General features: G+C 64.9%; 14 protein-coding genes. 9 read left to right on the plus strand and 5 right to left on the minus strand.

Annotated features, from left to right (window positions below; translation table 11 throughout):
• Positions 1-58: 58 nt before the first annotated feature.
• Positions 59-877 carry a cytochrome c oxidase subunit II gene (locus H1B27_RS09265; protein ID WP_197965850.1) on the minus strand — a complete coding sequence of 273 codons (819 nt, stop codon included), beginning with the start codon at positions 875-877 and terminating at the stop codon, positions 59-61.
• Positions 878-1,416: 539 nt separating this feature from the next.
• Between H1B27_RS09265 and H1B27_RS09270 the strand changes: the two genes are divergently transcribed.
• Positions 1,417-2,322: a DUF2189 domain-containing protein gene (locus H1B27_RS09270; protein WP_061877712.1), complete on the plus strand. Its 906-nt coding sequence runs from the start codon at positions 1,417-1,419 to the stop codon at positions 2,320-2,322.
• A gap of 52 nt (positions 2,323-2,374) precedes the next feature.
• Here H1B27_RS09270 and H1B27_RS09275 read toward each other — a convergent pair whose 3' ends face one another.
• Positions 2,375-3,568, minus strand: a complete 1,194-nt coding sequence (locus H1B27_RS09275; protein WP_197965851.1) for a DUF2865 domain-containing protein — start codon at positions 3,566-3,568, stop codon at positions 2,375-2,377.
• A 142-nt stretch (positions 3,569-3,710) separates the two neighbouring features.
• Positions 3,711-4,016, minus strand: coding sequence for a hypothetical protein (locus H1B27_RS09280; RefSeq protein ID WP_197965852.1), 306 nt, complete (start codon positions 4,014-4,016; stop codon positions 3,711-3,713).
• A gap of 289 nt (positions 4,017-4,305) precedes the next feature.
• Here H1B27_RS09280 and cysS point away from each other — a divergent pair, with 289 nt between their 5' ends.
• The 4 genes from cysS (at position 4,306) to H1B27_RS09300 (ending at position 8,593) form a co-directional block, all read left to right on the plus strand.
• Positions 4,306-5,685: a cysteine--tRNA ligase gene (gene cysS / locus H1B27_RS09285; RefSeq protein WP_197965853.1), complete on the plus strand. Its 1,380-nt coding sequence runs from the start codon at positions 4,306-4,308 to the stop codon at positions 5,683-5,685.
• A gap of 115 nt (positions 5,686-5,800) precedes the next feature.
• Positions 5,801-6,292 carry a GNAT family N-acetyltransferase gene (locus H1B27_RS09290; protein ID WP_061877748.1) on the plus strand — a complete coding sequence of 164 codons (492 nt, stop codon included), beginning with the start codon at positions 5,801-5,803 and terminating at the stop codon, positions 6,290-6,292.
• Positions 6,293-6,470: 178 nt separating this feature from the next.
• A complete protein-coding gene (cimA, locus tag H1B27_RS09295; RefSeq protein WP_197965854.1) occupies positions 6,471-8,078 on the plus strand; it encodes a citramalate synthase in 1,608 nt (535 codons plus the stop codon).
• Between the two features lie 137 nt (positions 8,079-8,215).
• Complete coding sequence (locus H1B27_RS09300; protein ID WP_061877707.1) at positions 8,216-8,593, plus strand: VOC family protein; 378 nt, start codon at positions 8,216-8,218, stop codon at positions 8,591-8,593.
• 8 nt (positions 8,594-8,601) lie between these two features.
• On the opposite strand, the gene H1B27_RS09305 is transcribed toward H1B27_RS09300, so the two are convergent.
• On the minus strand, positions 8,602-9,207 hold the full coding sequence (locus tag H1B27_RS09305; RefSeq protein ID WP_061877706.1) for an LOG family protein: 606 nt from the start codon (positions 9,205-9,207) through the stop codon (positions 8,602-8,604).
• A 201-nt stretch (positions 9,208-9,408) separates the two neighbouring features.
• Between H1B27_RS09305 and H1B27_RS09310 the strand changes: the two genes are divergently transcribed.
• From H1B27_RS09310 to H1B27_RS09325, 4 genes are all read left to right on the plus strand, one after another.
• The gene (locus H1B27_RS09310) at positions 9,409-11,367 is read left to right on the plus strand and encodes an ABCB family ABC transporter ATP-binding protein/permease (RefSeq protein ID WP_197965855.1); all 1,959 of its coding nucleotides are present in this window, start codon (positions 9,409-9,411) and stop codon (positions 11,365-11,367) included.
• A 54-nt stretch (positions 11,368-11,421) separates the two neighbouring features.
• Positions 11,422-12,144: a phosphatidylserine decarboxylase gene (locus H1B27_RS09315; RefSeq protein WP_311976940.1), complete on the plus strand. Its 723-nt coding sequence runs from the start codon at positions 11,422-11,424 to the stop codon at positions 12,142-12,144.
• A gap of 79 nt (positions 12,145-12,223) precedes the next feature.
• Complete coding sequence (locus tag H1B27_RS09320; RefSeq protein WP_061877703.1) at positions 12,224-13,105, plus strand: CDP-alcohol phosphatidyltransferase family protein; 882 nt, start codon at positions 12,224-12,226, stop codon at positions 13,103-13,105.
• A gap of 123 nt (positions 13,106-13,228) precedes the next feature.
• Positions 13,229-13,948 carry an RraA family protein gene (locus H1B27_RS09325; RefSeq protein ID WP_197965857.1) on the plus strand — a complete coding sequence of 240 codons (720 nt, stop codon included), beginning with the start codon at positions 13,229-13,231 and terminating at the stop codon, positions 13,946-13,948.
• Between the two features lie 16 nt (positions 13,949-13,964).
• Here H1B27_RS09325 and H1B27_RS09330 read toward each other — a convergent pair whose 3' ends face one another.
• Positions 13,965-14,255: a hypothetical protein gene (locus tag H1B27_RS09330; protein ID WP_028179974.1), complete on the minus strand. Its 291-nt coding sequence runs from the start codon at positions 14,253-14,255 to the stop codon at positions 13,965-13,967.
• Positions 14,256-14,365 lie beyond the last annotated feature (110 nt).

Genomic DNA, 14,365 nt, shown 5'->3' on the forward strand with positions numbered 1-14,365 from the left:
GGCGCTGGCCTCTTGCGCCCGATCTATCTTCGGCGGCTGCTTGCTACTTGCTGCCGGATTAGTACGTCGTCTTCACGACGGCATTTGCCGGCGATAATTCTGCGAACGTTTTCTGTTGCTCCAGCCAAGCGTGATATTCGCGCTCTTCGTCGACGATGACCTTGGCCCGCATCTGATAGTGAGCAGTGCCACAAAGCTCCGCACAGAGAACATCGAACGTTCCGGTTCGGATCGGCGTCATCCAGAAATAGGTCACCATGCCTGGAACCATGTCCATCTTGGCCCGGAATTCGGGCACGTAGAAATCGTGCAGGACATCAACCGAGCGGAGGAGAACCTTGACCGGCTTTCCCACCTGAAGGTGCAGGTCGGCGTTCTCGATCACGACATCGTCCTGCGCGTGCCGGTCGTCGCGATTGAGCCCCATCGGATTGTCGGAGGCGATGTTGCGGACATCGGATGTGCCCAACTGCCCATCCTTGCCCGGAAGGCGGAAACTCCATTGCCATTGCTGGCCCATGACCTCGACCTCGGTGGCATCCGCAGGCACCGTCACGAACTGGTGCCAGACCACGAGGCCAGGCGCCAGCATGGCCGCGACGCCGACGCCGGTCCCGACACTCAACCACCACTCGAGCTTTTTGTTTTCCGGATTGTAGTCGGCCCGTCTTCCCTCTCTGTGGTGAAAGCGGAAGACGCAGTAAGCCATGAAGGCGATCACGGCGACGAAAACAAAGCCCGTGATCCAGAACGTGATGTTGATGGTGTGGTCGATATAGGCCCAGTTCGTGGCGATCGGCGTCCACCACCACGGGCTGTAGATGTGAAACAGCACCGAGCCGATCGCGACCAGAAGCAGTATCAGCGCGACAGCCATCCTGATCCATCCTTGCCATCGAAGGCTACGGATACGAATCCAGGGCGGAGCTCATGTCTGTCGCGATGGCTGGCCTTTCTTGGCATTCATGCCATCGCCGGCCTTCTTGCCTCGCCCATTCCACTGGTCGCGAAATCAAGTGAACGCTCGCGACCACCAATCTCATCGGAGCTAAGGGCGTCTACATCTAAAATGATACCAGCCTAATCCGGCGTCAATAGAGCATATCGGCGTGCCGACCTGGCGAGAGCGTTGCCGTCGCCCGGCAAGTCGCCAAAGCATCAGGTGCGCTCTTCAGTGTCCTGGGTGATGCAACGCACAAATCAGGCGCATAATTCACCCAACCGTGAGTGCAGCCGTGCTCCGTGCGCGCTAAGCTTCCAAGGCAGGTCGCGACGGGTTCCGTCCGGCCAGGCTCGTTCGCTGAACCTGGGTTGCCGTACTCGACCCATCGCGTTTCCTGCTCGTCAGGCGGACACGCGTGGCTGAAGAGCGCGTGTTGTCGAAAACCGCGATTTTCAGCACGGGAGGGTCCGCTCATGGCCACTCTGTACTCCCACGACATCAGGCGGCACGTATTCGGCGAAGCGGCCTCCTATCCCATTCGCAAGATCAGATTGTCCGACCTGACCGAGGTCCTGCGCCTGGGTTGGGAGGATTTCCAGGCGATGCCGAGTCACGCGATCGTCGTGTGCCTGATCTATCCCGTTCTCGGTCTCGTCCTGTTCAGGATGGTTCTCGGCTATTCGGTGCTGCCGCTACTGTTTCCGCTGGCCGCCGGCTTTGCCTTGATCGGTCCTTTTGCCGCGATCGGTCTCTACGAACTTAGCCGTCGTCGCGAGCGCGGCGAGGAGGTCGAAGCATGGGATGCGATCAAGGTGCTGCGCGCACCGTCGTTCGGCGCCATGGTAGAACTCGGCGTGCTCCTGCTGGTCCTGTTCGGGGCCTGGATCGGTGTCGCGAACGCGATCTATGTCGCGATCTTCGGTCACGCTGCGGCCGCAAGCATTCCCGACTTCGCAACCCGCGTGCTGACGACGCCGGAAGGCTGGTCGCTCATCATCGTCGGTTGCGGTGTCGGCTTCCTGTTTGCGGTTGTGGCATTGTGCGTCAGCGTCGTGTCATTTCCGTTGATGCTCGACCGCCATGCGACTGCGATCGACGCGATCCGCACGTCGCTCCGAGCGGTGGCGGCGAATCCGGTCGCGATGGCCGGATGGGGCCTCATCGTGGCGGCGTTGCTCGTCATCGGCTCGCTGCCGCTCTTCGTCGGTCTCGCCGTCGTTCTGCCAGTGCTCGGTCATGCCACCTGGCACCTCTATCGGCGGGTGGTCGAGCCCAATCCGAACCCACCGGACGCACCGCCGCCGGCCCCGAAGGGAAGGCGCTACGCAGCAGACTTTCCGGCCAATCTCTTCCCGTGGAGCCGCGAGGGCGAGCCGTAACGGCGGAGCGGCCGCGCTGCGACGCCTGCGCGGCGCATGAGAGAGTGACGGCCTACTTCTGCTGCTGCTGCGGCAGGAAGGTCGGGCCGACCGAGCGGATCGGCCTGTTCTCTGAATTCGACGCAGGCGCGCCGGTATCCGCGGGCGGTGCCGCAGCCGGCGCATTCGCCGTCGTTGGCGCGGGAGCTGTGCCCTTCTTCGCGTTCGCAGGCGTGCCCTTGTTGAGCCGCTGCTGCTGCATCTTCCTGGCGCTCTCCTCGGTGACGATGATGTCGCCCTGCTGCTCGGCCGCGGCCTTGTCGTCGGCCGATTTCAGCGCATCCGCCCAGGTCTGGCCCGCCGCCTTGCAGGAGCAGGAGGGGTTGAACTCGCTGCGGAATTTGAAGGCGGTCGGCAGCGCCGTGTAGGGCTGGCCGCCGATCGAGACCGCCGAGTTCATGTCTTCGCCGGGATTGCGATGGGTGTAGAGCACGGCTTCGGCAGCCGGGCACAGCGCCTTGCAGGTCTTCTCGTCGTCGGGGAAGCGCGCCGGCACCGTTGCAAACGAGATCGGGAAATAGGCGCCGTCGCAGGTGCGCACGCACACGGTGCGGTAGGTGCCGGATTGCGGCCCGAGATCGGAGGGCGGCACGGCTTGCGGATTGTTCGGGTTGTTGCCTCCGCCGAACAGATTGGTCAGGAAGTTGCCGCCGCCTTGTGACTGCGCGGCATTGGCATATTGCGGGCCGCAATTGTTCTGCGCCAGCGCCATCAGCACCGAGCGGCGCTGGTTGTCGCGCTCCGGGCTGGAGCCGCCGGGACCGCCGCGCAGCCGCTCGAGATTGACGGTGATCTGGTCCAGATTGGCGCGCATCTGCTGGATCTGGGTGTTGACCGGGCCGCATTGCGCCGACTGGCCGTTGAACAGCGAGAAGAAGCCGGAGGAATCGCAGCCCATGCGCTTGGCCTGCATGGTGACGCGGTCGAGCTCGGCCTGCTGCTTGGCCTGGGAGTCCTGATAGCGGCGGATCTGCTCTTCGCGCGCCGGGTCACCGCCGCCGCCACGATCGAGCGCCGCGAGCTGGCCTTCCAGGCGCACGCACATCGGGTTCGGTCCGAGCCCGTTCTGGCCGGGCTGAGGCGGCGGCCCGGGCGGTCCGGCCTGCGCGAAAGCGCCGGTGGCGAGCACGACCGCGCTCAGGAGCACGGTGCAGGCAAGGGAGAAGCGGGCACGGGGCAGCGACAACAATTCAGGCATATCCGCCATTCTAGCGAGGTCACGGCCCAATATGACGTTCCAAGTGACTTTCGGGGCCGAAGCGCGCCCTCCAATAGCCGCTTCCCGCGGCATCGTCACGTCGTTTCAAGGGCCAATGATTGGGCCTAAGGTCCGCCAGCTCCGAGTGAATTCAGCGCTGGCAGGTGATTGCGACATATTCGTCGCAACGGCCATGAGAGCAGTTTGCGCCGGTTTTGGGGACAGAGCCGGTAATTTCGTCGGGATCGACCCGGCGATAGCTCGATGCCTTTGCAAAATCTCGTGACTGGCAATAGGTGCGCGCGAGGGAGGTGCCGCAGGTCTCGCCCTTGGCCAGGCACTGGCCGCTGCCATAGCCATCCACCTGATTGGCGATGATGAAGACGCGGGTCTCGGCGAACGCGCTGGACGCCGCAAGGATCGAGGCGCTGAAAATGAGCGCGAGTGCAGATCGCATGAAAATACCGGGGCAAAAAAAGAAGGAACTGCCGGTTCCAGAATGGCCTCAAATGGTTAGGGGATCGTGAACCATCAGGCGAGCAGCGCCCTTTGCGGAGATAAGACGGCGTTTTCGCGGCTCTCTTGACGTGGGGCCGCCTCATAGCCCATATGTCGCCCCATGAACGGTCTCCTCGCCATCTGCGCCATTTGCCGCGAGATTACGAGCTAGCGATTCGCTGGCTGGAGCCGTCTTTTCTCAAACACATTGAGAGCCTTGGACGCCCGGCCGAGAGGGATGGGTTGTCATGGAATTGCGTCTTTACGATACGCTGAGCCGGGAAAAGCGGACCTTTGTGCCGCTCGATGCGAACAACGTCCGCATGTATGTCTGCGGACCGACCGTCTATGACTTCGCCCATATCGGCAATGCGCGGCCGGTGATCGTGTTCGACGTGCTGTTTCGGCTGCTGCGTCACCTCTACGGCGAAGCGCATGTCAAATATGTCCGCAACATCACCGACGTCGACGACAAGATCAACGACCGCGCCGCGCGGGATTTCCCCGGCCTGCCGCTGAACGAGGCGATCCGCAAGGTCACCGAGCAGACCGGCAAGCAGTTTCACGCCGATGTCGATGCGCTGGGTTGCTTGCGGCCGACCGTCGAGCCGCGTGCGACCGAGCATATCGGCGAGATGCGCGAGATCATCGAGCGGCTGGTCGCCGGTGGCTTTGCCTACGTCGCCGAGGACCATGTGCTGTTTTCGCCGCAGGCGATGAACGCCGCCAATTCGGTGCTGCCGCGTTACGGCGCGCTGTCCAACCGCTCGCTGGACGAGATGATCGCCGGCGCCCGCGTCGATGTCGCGCCTTACAAGAAGGACAACACCGACTTCGTGCTGTGGAAACCGTCCAAGCCGGGCGAGCCCTCATGGCCGTCGCCGGCCGGCATTGCCGCGCAGGGACGGCCGGGCTGGCATATCGAGTGCTCGGCCATGGCCTGGAAGCATCTCGGCGAGCATTTCGACATTCACGGCGGCGGCATCGATCTCGTGTTTCCGCACCACGAGAACGAGGTGGCGCAGACCTGCTGCGCCTTCCACCGCGAGCGCATGGCGAACACCTGGATGCACAACGGCTTCCTGCAGGTCGAGGGTGAGAAGATGTCGAAGAGCCTCGGCAACTTCATCACCATTCATGAGCTGCTGGCGGATTGGCCGGGCGAGGTGCTGCGTCTGAATATGCTGAAGACGCAGTATCGTTCGCCGATCGACTGGACCATGAAGTCGCTGGAGGAGAGCGCCAAGACGCTCGATGACTGGTATCGCGTCGCCGCCGATGTCGCGCCCACAGAGCCGGCCGCGTCCGTGATCGAGCCGCTGCTCGATGACCTCAACACGCCGCAGGCGATCACGGCCCTGCACGGCCTGCGTGGCGATGCCGCTGCATTGTCGGGCTCGTTGCGGCTGCTCGGATTCCTGGCCGAGAGCGCGGCGCAGTGGGAAGGGCGCAAGCAGCAGGCGAGCGGCGTCGATGCCAAGGAGGTCGAGCGCCTGATCGCGGAGCGGACGGCCGCCCGTAGCCGCAAGGACTTCAAGGAGTCCGATCGCATCCGCGATCTGCTCGCCGCGATGGGCGTCGCCATCAAGGACTCCAAGGAAGGCACGACCTGGGAGATCGCGCGATGAAGCGGCCCGACACGCCTTTCCCGCGGCACTGGCTCTATTACATCGCGCTGAAGATCGCACTGCTCGCCGGCGCCCTGGCGCTGGTGCTCAAGCTCTATGGCATGTGGTGAAGACGATGGGACAGAGTTTGCCAAAGCCCGCCCTGCGGCCCTTCCTGCCTGACGACGTGCCGGTGCTCGCCGCAATCTTCGCTGCCAGCATCGAGGAGCTGACCGGCGACGACTATAGCGAGGCGCAGCAGGAAGCCTGGATGGAGGCGGCCGAAGACGAAGAGTTCGGCAAGCGGCTTGCAGCCGACCTGACGCTGATCGCGACGCTCGAGGGCTCGCCGGTCGGCTTCGCCTCGCTGCGCGGCAACGATCACATTCGCATGCTCTATGTCCATCCGGCGGTGGCCGGGCAGGGCATCGCGACCATGCTGATCGACGCGCTGGAGAAGCTCGCAGGCAGCCGCGGCGCCAAGAGCCTCTCGGTCGATGCCAGCGACAACGCGCAGGGCTTCTTTGCCAAGCGCGGCTACACCGCCCAGCAGCGCAACAGCGTCACCATCAACGACGAATGGCTCGCCAACACCACCATGAAGAAGACGCTCGGAGCGGTGCAATGAGCAAGGAGCTTGTTCACCAAGCGCGAGCCTCTCTCCGCTCCCTCCCCCCTTGTGGGGGAGGGTTGGGGAGGGGGGTAGCCTCGCGCTCAGACCGCCCGTGTGGCACCCCCCTCCCGGCGTCACTGCGTGACGCCGACCTCCCCCACAAGGGGAGAGGTAACAAGAACGGACGCTCGCGATGAATTCGGTCAAGAAAGAGCGCCTCTATCTGTTCGACACCACGCTGCGCGACGGCGCGCAGACCAACGGCGTCGACTTCACTCTGGCCGACAAGCAGGTCATCGCGGCGATGCTCGACGATCTCGGCATTGATTATGTCGAGGGCGGCTATCCCGGCGCCAATCCGCTCGACAGCGAATTCTTCGCGACCAGGCCGAAGCTCAATCATGCGCGGTTCACCGCGTTCGGCATGACGCGCCGAGCCGGGCGGTCGGCCTCGAACGATCCGGGCGTCGCCGGGCTGCTGGAGGCGAAGGCGGATGCGATCTGCTTCGTGGCGAAGGCGTCGGCCTATCAGGTCCGCGTCGCGCTGGAGACCACGAAGGAGGAGAACCTCGCCTCGATCCGCGACAGCGTCGCCGCCGCGAAGGCCGCCGGCCGCGAGGTGATGCTCGACTGCGAACACTTCTTCGACGGCTACAAGGAAGACCCGAGCTTCGCGCTGGCCTGCGCCAAGGCGGCCTATGAGGCCGGCGCGCGCTGGGTGGTGCTGTGCGACACCAACGGCGGCACCATGCCGAACGAAATCGAAACCATCGTCACCGAGGTGACGAAGCACATTCCCGGCGATCATGTCGGCATCCACGCCCATAACGACACCGAGCAGGCGGTGGCCAATTCGCTGGCCGCGGTGCGCGCCGGCGCGCGGCAGATCCAGGGCACGCTGAACGGTCTCGGCGAGCGCTGCGGCAATGCCAATCTCTGCTCGCTGATCCCGACGCTGAAATTAAAGAAGGAGTTTTCCGACGCCTTCGAGATCGGCGTCACCGCGGAGAAGCTCGCAACGCTCGTCAAGGTCTCGCGCACGCTCGACGACATGCTCAACCGCGTGCCGAACCGGCATGCTCCTTACGTCGGCGAGAGCGCGTTCGTCACCAAGACCGGCATCCATGCCTCCGCCGTGCTGAAGGATCCGCAGACCTACGAGCATGTGTTGCCGGAGCTGGTCGGCAACCACCGCAAGGTGCTGGTGTCCGATCAGGCCGGCCGCTCCAATGTCATCGCCGAGCTCGACCGCGCCGGCATCCCTTACGAGAAGAGCGATCCAAAGCTGACGCGCCTCGTCGAGGAGTTGAAGGCGCGCGAGGCGGCGGGCTACGCCTACGAGTCCGCCAATGCTTCGTTCGAGCTTCTGGCGCGCCGCACGCTCGGCAAGGTGCCGCATTATTTCGAGGTCGAGCAGTTCGACGTCAATGTCGAGCAGCGCTACAACGCGCTGGGGGAACGCGTCACGGTGGCGCTCGCGGTGGTCAAGGTCGACGTCGCCGGCGAGCACCTGATCTCGGCGGCGGAGGGCAACGGTCCCGTCAATGCGCTCGACGTCGCCCTGCGCAAGGACCTCGGCAAGTACCAGAAGTACATCGAGGGCCTGACGCTGATCGACTATCGCGTCCGTATCCTCAACGGCGGCACCGGCGCGGTCACGCGCGTCCTGATCGAGAGCGAGGACGAAAACGGCGGCCGCTGGACCACGGTCGGCGTCTCCCCGAACATCATCGACGCCTCGTTCCAGGCGTTGATGGATTCGGTGATCTACAAGCTCGTGAAATCGGGTGCACCGGCGTAAGCCCCACGACGACTGTCATACTCCGCGAAAGCGGGGTATCCAGTACGCCGAGGCCTCCCGGTAACGCCGCGGCGTCTCCGAGTACTGGATCGCCCGGTCAAGCCGGGCGATGACACCGAGGGGGGAAAGGGCACGACATGATCGATCACGTCTCCGTCGGCGTCAGCGATCTCGATCGCGCCGCAAAGTTCTACGAGGCGCCGCTCGCAGCGCTTGGTCTCACGCGTCTGGTCACGCGGCCGCGCACTGTCGGTTTCGGCAAGGCCTATCCGGAGTTCTGGATCAATCTGCGCGAGGCGATGCCGCCCGTAGCTCCGGAGAGCGGCGTGCACATCTGCCTGCGGGCGAGAACCACGGCCGAGGTCGATGCGTTTCATGCCGCGGCGTTGTCCGCCGGCGGTGGCTCCGACGGCGCGCCCGGCATCCGCCCGCACGACCGCGTGCGCTATTACGCAGCCTTCATCACCGATCCCGATGGCAACCGGATCGAGGCGGTGACGTTTCCGCAGGAATAGAAGGCGGCCTACAGGCGCCGGGCCACGTCGGGCGCGAGATCGCGCTGGTCGTCGGGAATCTGCGCCGCCGCGGCGCGCAGCCGTGGGATGATCTCCTCGACCTTGTCCGCCTTCAGGATATCGACAGTGAGGCCCGCGCGGATGAACTCGGTCTGCCGCATGTGGGCCACCAGGGAGAACAGCGGCTCCCAGAAACCATCGACATTGGCGAGCAGCACGGGTTTGGCGTGACGGCCGAGTTGCTGCCAGGTCAGCTGCTCCACCAGCTCCTCCAGCGTGCCGAGCCCGCCGGGCAGGGCCACGAAGGCGTCGGAGCGCTCGAACATCAGCCGCTTGCGCTCGTGCATGTCGGGCGTGACGACCATCTCCTGTACGCGCGTCAGCGCATTCTCGCGCATCCGGAGGAAGTCGGGAATGATGCCGGTGACCATGCCGCCGTGATCCAGCACGGAGGTTGCGACCGCCCCCATCAGGCCGAGCGAGCCGCCGCCATAAACGAGGCGGATCTTGCTTTCCGCCAGCGCTCTGCCGAGCGCCTTCGCCGCTTCAATGAAGTTGGGATTTGTTCCAGGGCCGGAGCCGCAATAGACGCAGACGGTTTTGATCGTGCTCATTGGTGCCATGATGCATTGCAGCGAACAGGCGTCAAGCCCAATCGGTGATTCGATACTCCCGGGAATCTACCGGTAAATGACGATAAACAATCAAAGATTCGCCATCTGGCGGGGTGCGCGGGCATCGGGAAGGCTCTATATGACGGACGAAAATCGTTAATCGCAGTTTCGCCCGCATCCGGTGGGCTTTCAGGTTTCTTGATGGACCAACCTCAATCGCTCGACGGCGCCGACGTTCCTGATCCTCCCGGCGGAGGACCGCTGGAGCGGGCCACGCTGATGGGCACGCTGGCGCATCTGTGGCCCTATATCTGGCCGGGCGATCGCGCAGATCTGAAGATGCGGGTGGTCTGGTCGCTGGTGCTGCTGCTCGCCGCCAAGCTGATCACGCTCACCGTGCCGTTCAGCTTCAAATGGGCGACGGATGCGCTGACCGGCGCCAATACCGCGCCGGTAGCGGCAGACAATTGGCATCTCTGGGTGATCGCCTCGCCCTTGCTGCTGACCGCGAGCTACGGCGTGATGCGCATCCTGATGGCGGTGCTGACGCAATGGCGCGACGGTATCTTCGCCCGCGTCGCCATGCACGCGGTGCGCAAGCTTGCGACCCTCACCTTCATTCACATGCACGAGCTGTCGCTGCGCTTTCACCTCGAGCGCAAGACCGGTGGCCTGACGCGCGTGCTCGAGCGCGGCCGCGAGGGCATCGAGGTCATCGTGCGCATGGTGATCCTGCAGCTGATCCCGACAATCGTCGAGGTCTCGCTGCTGATGGCGGTGCTGCTCTGGCAGTTCGACTGGCGTTACGTGGTCGCGACCCTGATCACGGTCACGCTCTACATGTACTACACCTACATCGCGACCGAGTGGCGGATCGGCATCCGTCGCAAGATGAACGATTCCGACACCGAGGCGAACACCAAGGCGATCGACTCGCTGCTCAACTACGAGACCGTCAAATATTTCAGCGCCGAAGCGCGCGAGGCGCAGCGCTACGACAAATCGGTGGAGCGCTACGAGGAGGCGAGCGTTCGCACCTATACGTCGCTCGCGGTGCTCAACACCGGCCAGGCCGTGATCTTCACGCTGGGCCTGACCGCGGCCATGCTGATGTGCGCGATCGGCGTGCGCAACGGCACCAACACCGTCGGCGATTTCGTGCTGGTCAACGCCATGATGATCCAACTCTACCAGCCCCTGAACTTCATGGGCATGGTCTATCGCGAGATCAAGCAGGCGATCATCGACATCGAGAAGATGTTCAATGTGCTGGGCCGCGAGGCCGAGATCAAGGATGCGCCTGGCGCGAAGCCGCTGGTCATCTCCGCCGGCATCGTGCGCTTCGAGGACGTGCGCTTTGCCTATGAGCCGTCGCGCCCGATCCTGAAGGGCATCAGCTTCGAGGTGCCGGCCGGCAAGACCGTCGCCATCGTCGGCCCGTCGGGAGCAGGCAAGTCGACCATCTCGCGGCTGCTGTTCCGCCTGTATGACGTCTCCGGCGGCAAGATCCTGATCGACGGCCAGGACATCCGCGACGTCACGCAGGCGAGCTTGCGTGCATCGATCGGCATGGTGCCGCAGGACACCGTGCTGTTCAACGACACCATCCGCTACAACATCCGCTACGGCCGCTGGGATGCGAGCGATACCGAGGTCGAGGAGGCGGCGCGGCTGGCGCAGATCGACCACTTCATCCGCTTGGCGCCGAAGGGGTACGACACCCAGGTCGGCGAGCGCGGCCTGAAGCTGTCGGGCGGCGAGAAGCAGCGCGTCGCGATCGCGCGTACGATTCTCAAGGCGCCGCCGATCCTGGTGCTGGACGAGGCAACCTCGGCGCTCGACACCCACACCGAGCACGAGATCCAGGGTGCGCTCGATCGCGTGGCGAAGAACCGTACCTCGCTGGTGATCGCGCACCGGCTTTCGACCATCGTCGGGGCCGACGAGATCATCGTGCTGGACAAGGGTCGCATCGCCGAGCGCGGCACCCACGCCAAACTGCTCGCGCAGGGCGGCCTCTATGCCAGCATGTGGAACAGGCAGCGCGAGGCCGAGGCGGCACGCGAGAAACTGGCCAAGATGGCCGACTCCGGCGCGGCGCCCAACCGGGAGCCGCCGCCGGTCAATGACATCCTGACGACGCCTGCGGCGGTCGACTGACCTTGTCTCCGGTCCCAACTCTGGCCTAAACAAGCGCGCGCGACGACCCGTGCCATTAACCCCGAGCGGCAGATAGCGATGTCCATTCTCGATTCGATCCAGCGCCAGATCCCGCCGATCCACAAGGAGGGCTATCCCTTCATCGGCGGCTTCGCGCTGGCAAGCCTGGTCCTGTTCTGGCTGTGGTCGCCGCTGGGGTGGATCGGCACGATCCTGACCGTCTGGTGCGCGCTGTTCTTCCGCGACCCCGTCCGCGTGACACCCGTGCGTGACGGGCTGGTTGTGTCGCCCGCCGACGGCCGCGTCTCGATGATCACCATGGCGCTGCCTCCGGCCGAGCTCGGGCTCGGCGACCGGCCGCTGCCGCGCATCTCGGTGTTCATGAGCGTGTTCAACTGCCACGTGAACCGCGCGCCCGTGGCGGGCAGGGTGGATCGCATCGCCTATCGGCCCGGCCTCTTCATCAATGCCGAGCTCGACAAGGCGAGCGAGGACAATGAACGCAACTCGCTGGTCATCACGACGCCGACGGCGCGGATCGGCGTGATCCAGATCGCCGGCCTCGTCGCCAAGCGCATCGTCTGCTTCGTCAAGGAAGGGCAGGCGATCGGTGCCGGCGAGCGCTTCGGCCTGATCCGCTTCGGCTCCCGCCTCGACGTCTATTTGCCCGTGGGCACCAAGGCGCTGGTCTCCGAAGGGCAGACCGCGATCGCCGGAGAGACGATCCTGGCCGACCTTGCCGGCGACGACCCGAGCCGCGCCTACCGCGCCAATTGACCAATAGTCGTGCTTGTGGGCCTTCCGCCGCGATGGCGGAGGGGGGCGCGGCTTGCTATATCTCGCCTCGAGGTGAGCAATGACGCCCTATGACTTGAGAGATCCCGATGTGCGCCGCCGGCGGTTTCGACCGATCCCGGTGCGGATGCTGGTGCCCAACGTCATCACGCTGCTGGCGATCTGCGCCGGCCTCACCTCGATCCGGCTATCGATCGAGGGGCGGATGACGCTCGCCGTCTACGCCATCGTGTTCGCGGCCGCGCTCGACGGCATCGACGGCCGCATCGCGCGCATGATCAAGGGCCAGTCCAAGTTCGGCGCCGAGCTCGACAGCCTGGCCGATTTCGTCAATTTCGGGGTGGCGCCCGGCCTGATGCTGTACTTCTGGCAGCTGCACGAGCTCGGCAATGCCGGCTGGATCGCCGCCATGGTATTCGCGATCTCCGGCGGCCTGCGCTTGGCGCGCTTCAACGCCACCATGGATGATCCGAACAAGCCCGCCTTCGCGGCCAACTTCTTCACCGGCGTGCCGGCGCCCGCCGGCGCGATCACGGTGCTGCTGCCGATCTACGTCGCGTTCCTCGAGCTCGGCCGGATCCCTGCGGTGGTGACGGCCGCCTACACGCTTCTGATCGCGTTTCTGATGGTGTCGCGCCTGCCGGTGTTCTCCGGCAAGACCAAGCGCATGCGCGTGCCGCCGGAACTGGTGCTGCCGGCGTTCGTCGCCGTGATCGTCTTCATCGCGCTCTTGATCGCCTATCCCTGGCACGTGCTGTCGATCGGCACGGTGCTCTATCTGCTCTGCCTGCCGCTCGGCTACAAATCCTATCGCGACCAGGCGCGCGCGATGGCAGCCACTGCGCCTGCGGGTGGCGAGGTTACGTCGCCGCCCTCGGCGCCGACGCTGGCGAATTTGTCAGAGCCGCCACAGGACGACGACCGGCCCGGACGTCTGCACTGAGCGCTCCTCGCGGATATCTGCCATGAGGCCTGCCTGAGTTGGGTCGAGGCCCGATCTCGGCTATATCGCCCTTGAGCAGGCGGCATCGCGCAATCAGCCGCCGCCAATCTGGGAGAGAACGCCGTGACCAATTCCGCGACCGGGCCGCTGCCCGCTTCCGTCCTCGAGGCGCTGGGCCGCTACGACACGCCGACGATCTGCAATGCCATGGAGATCGTGGCGCCCGAGCGGCGTCTGATCGGCTACACCACGAAACCGCTGGTCTGTCCGTTTCCCGACCTGCCGCCGATCGTCGGATACGCCCGCACGGTTGCGATCCGCTCAGTGCTGAAATCATCGCTCCCGGCCGAGGAACAGTCCAGGCGCCGCATCGATTATTACGAATATGTCGGCACCGGCCATGGCCCGCGCATCTCGGTGATCCAGGACATCGACGGCCCCGATGTCGGCTACGGCGCATTCTGGGGCGAGGTGCAGAGCAATGTGCACAAGGCGCTCGGCTGCCTCGGCGTCATCACCGACGGCTCGATCCGCGACATCCCGCAATGGGCCCCGGGCTTCCAGGCGCTGGCCGGCTCGGTCGGCCCGTCGCACGCCTGGGTGCATGCGGAAAGCTTTGGCGGCGAAGCGCGCGTCGCCGGCATGACCGTGAAGTCCGACGATCTCATCCATGCCGACCGGCACGGCGCCATCGTGATCCCGCTCGACGTCGCCGCAAAGCTGCCGGAAGCCGCCGAACTGTGCGGCCGCCGCGAGACGCCGATCCTGGAGATCGCCCGCAGCCCCGACTTCTCGCTGGAGAAGCTGAAGGCCGCGCTGAAGCGCTCGGCGGAGATTCACTAGACGGTAATCGAATGACCTACGGCCGCGATGGCCGTGGGTCGCCTTGTTCCGTCAGAAACAGGACCGCCTGATCCGGCTCGCCGAACACTGCGGCGGCGCATCCGATCAGGGTGAAGCCGCCGGCAAGGTCCCATAGCGTGATACCCTCCGCATTGTCCGGGAGGTGAATCAAGCGCGCCGCCATCACCGCGAAGGCGGCCTCGGCAAAGAGCACGAGGCTGAAAGCCGGCAGGACGAGTTCCGGCTCCAGCAGGTGGAGCGCCAGCACCGCGGGCAGCGCGGTGAGAAGACCGAACAACGTCAACATGGCGATGGCTCCCGCGATCGAGCATGCCGCGCCAGTATCAGACACCAATCGATCCCTGGTCACGATGTGGCGGAGGGCCGCAGCCGACGTGACGGCGTGGCGCGCCCCGC

The sequence above is a fragment of the Bradyrhizobium diversitatis genome, assembly GCF_016031635.1.
In the GTDB taxonomy this organism is placed as follows: Bacteria; Pseudomonadota; Alphaproteobacteria; order Rhizobiales; family Xanthobacteraceae; genus Bradyrhizobium; species Bradyrhizobium diversitatis.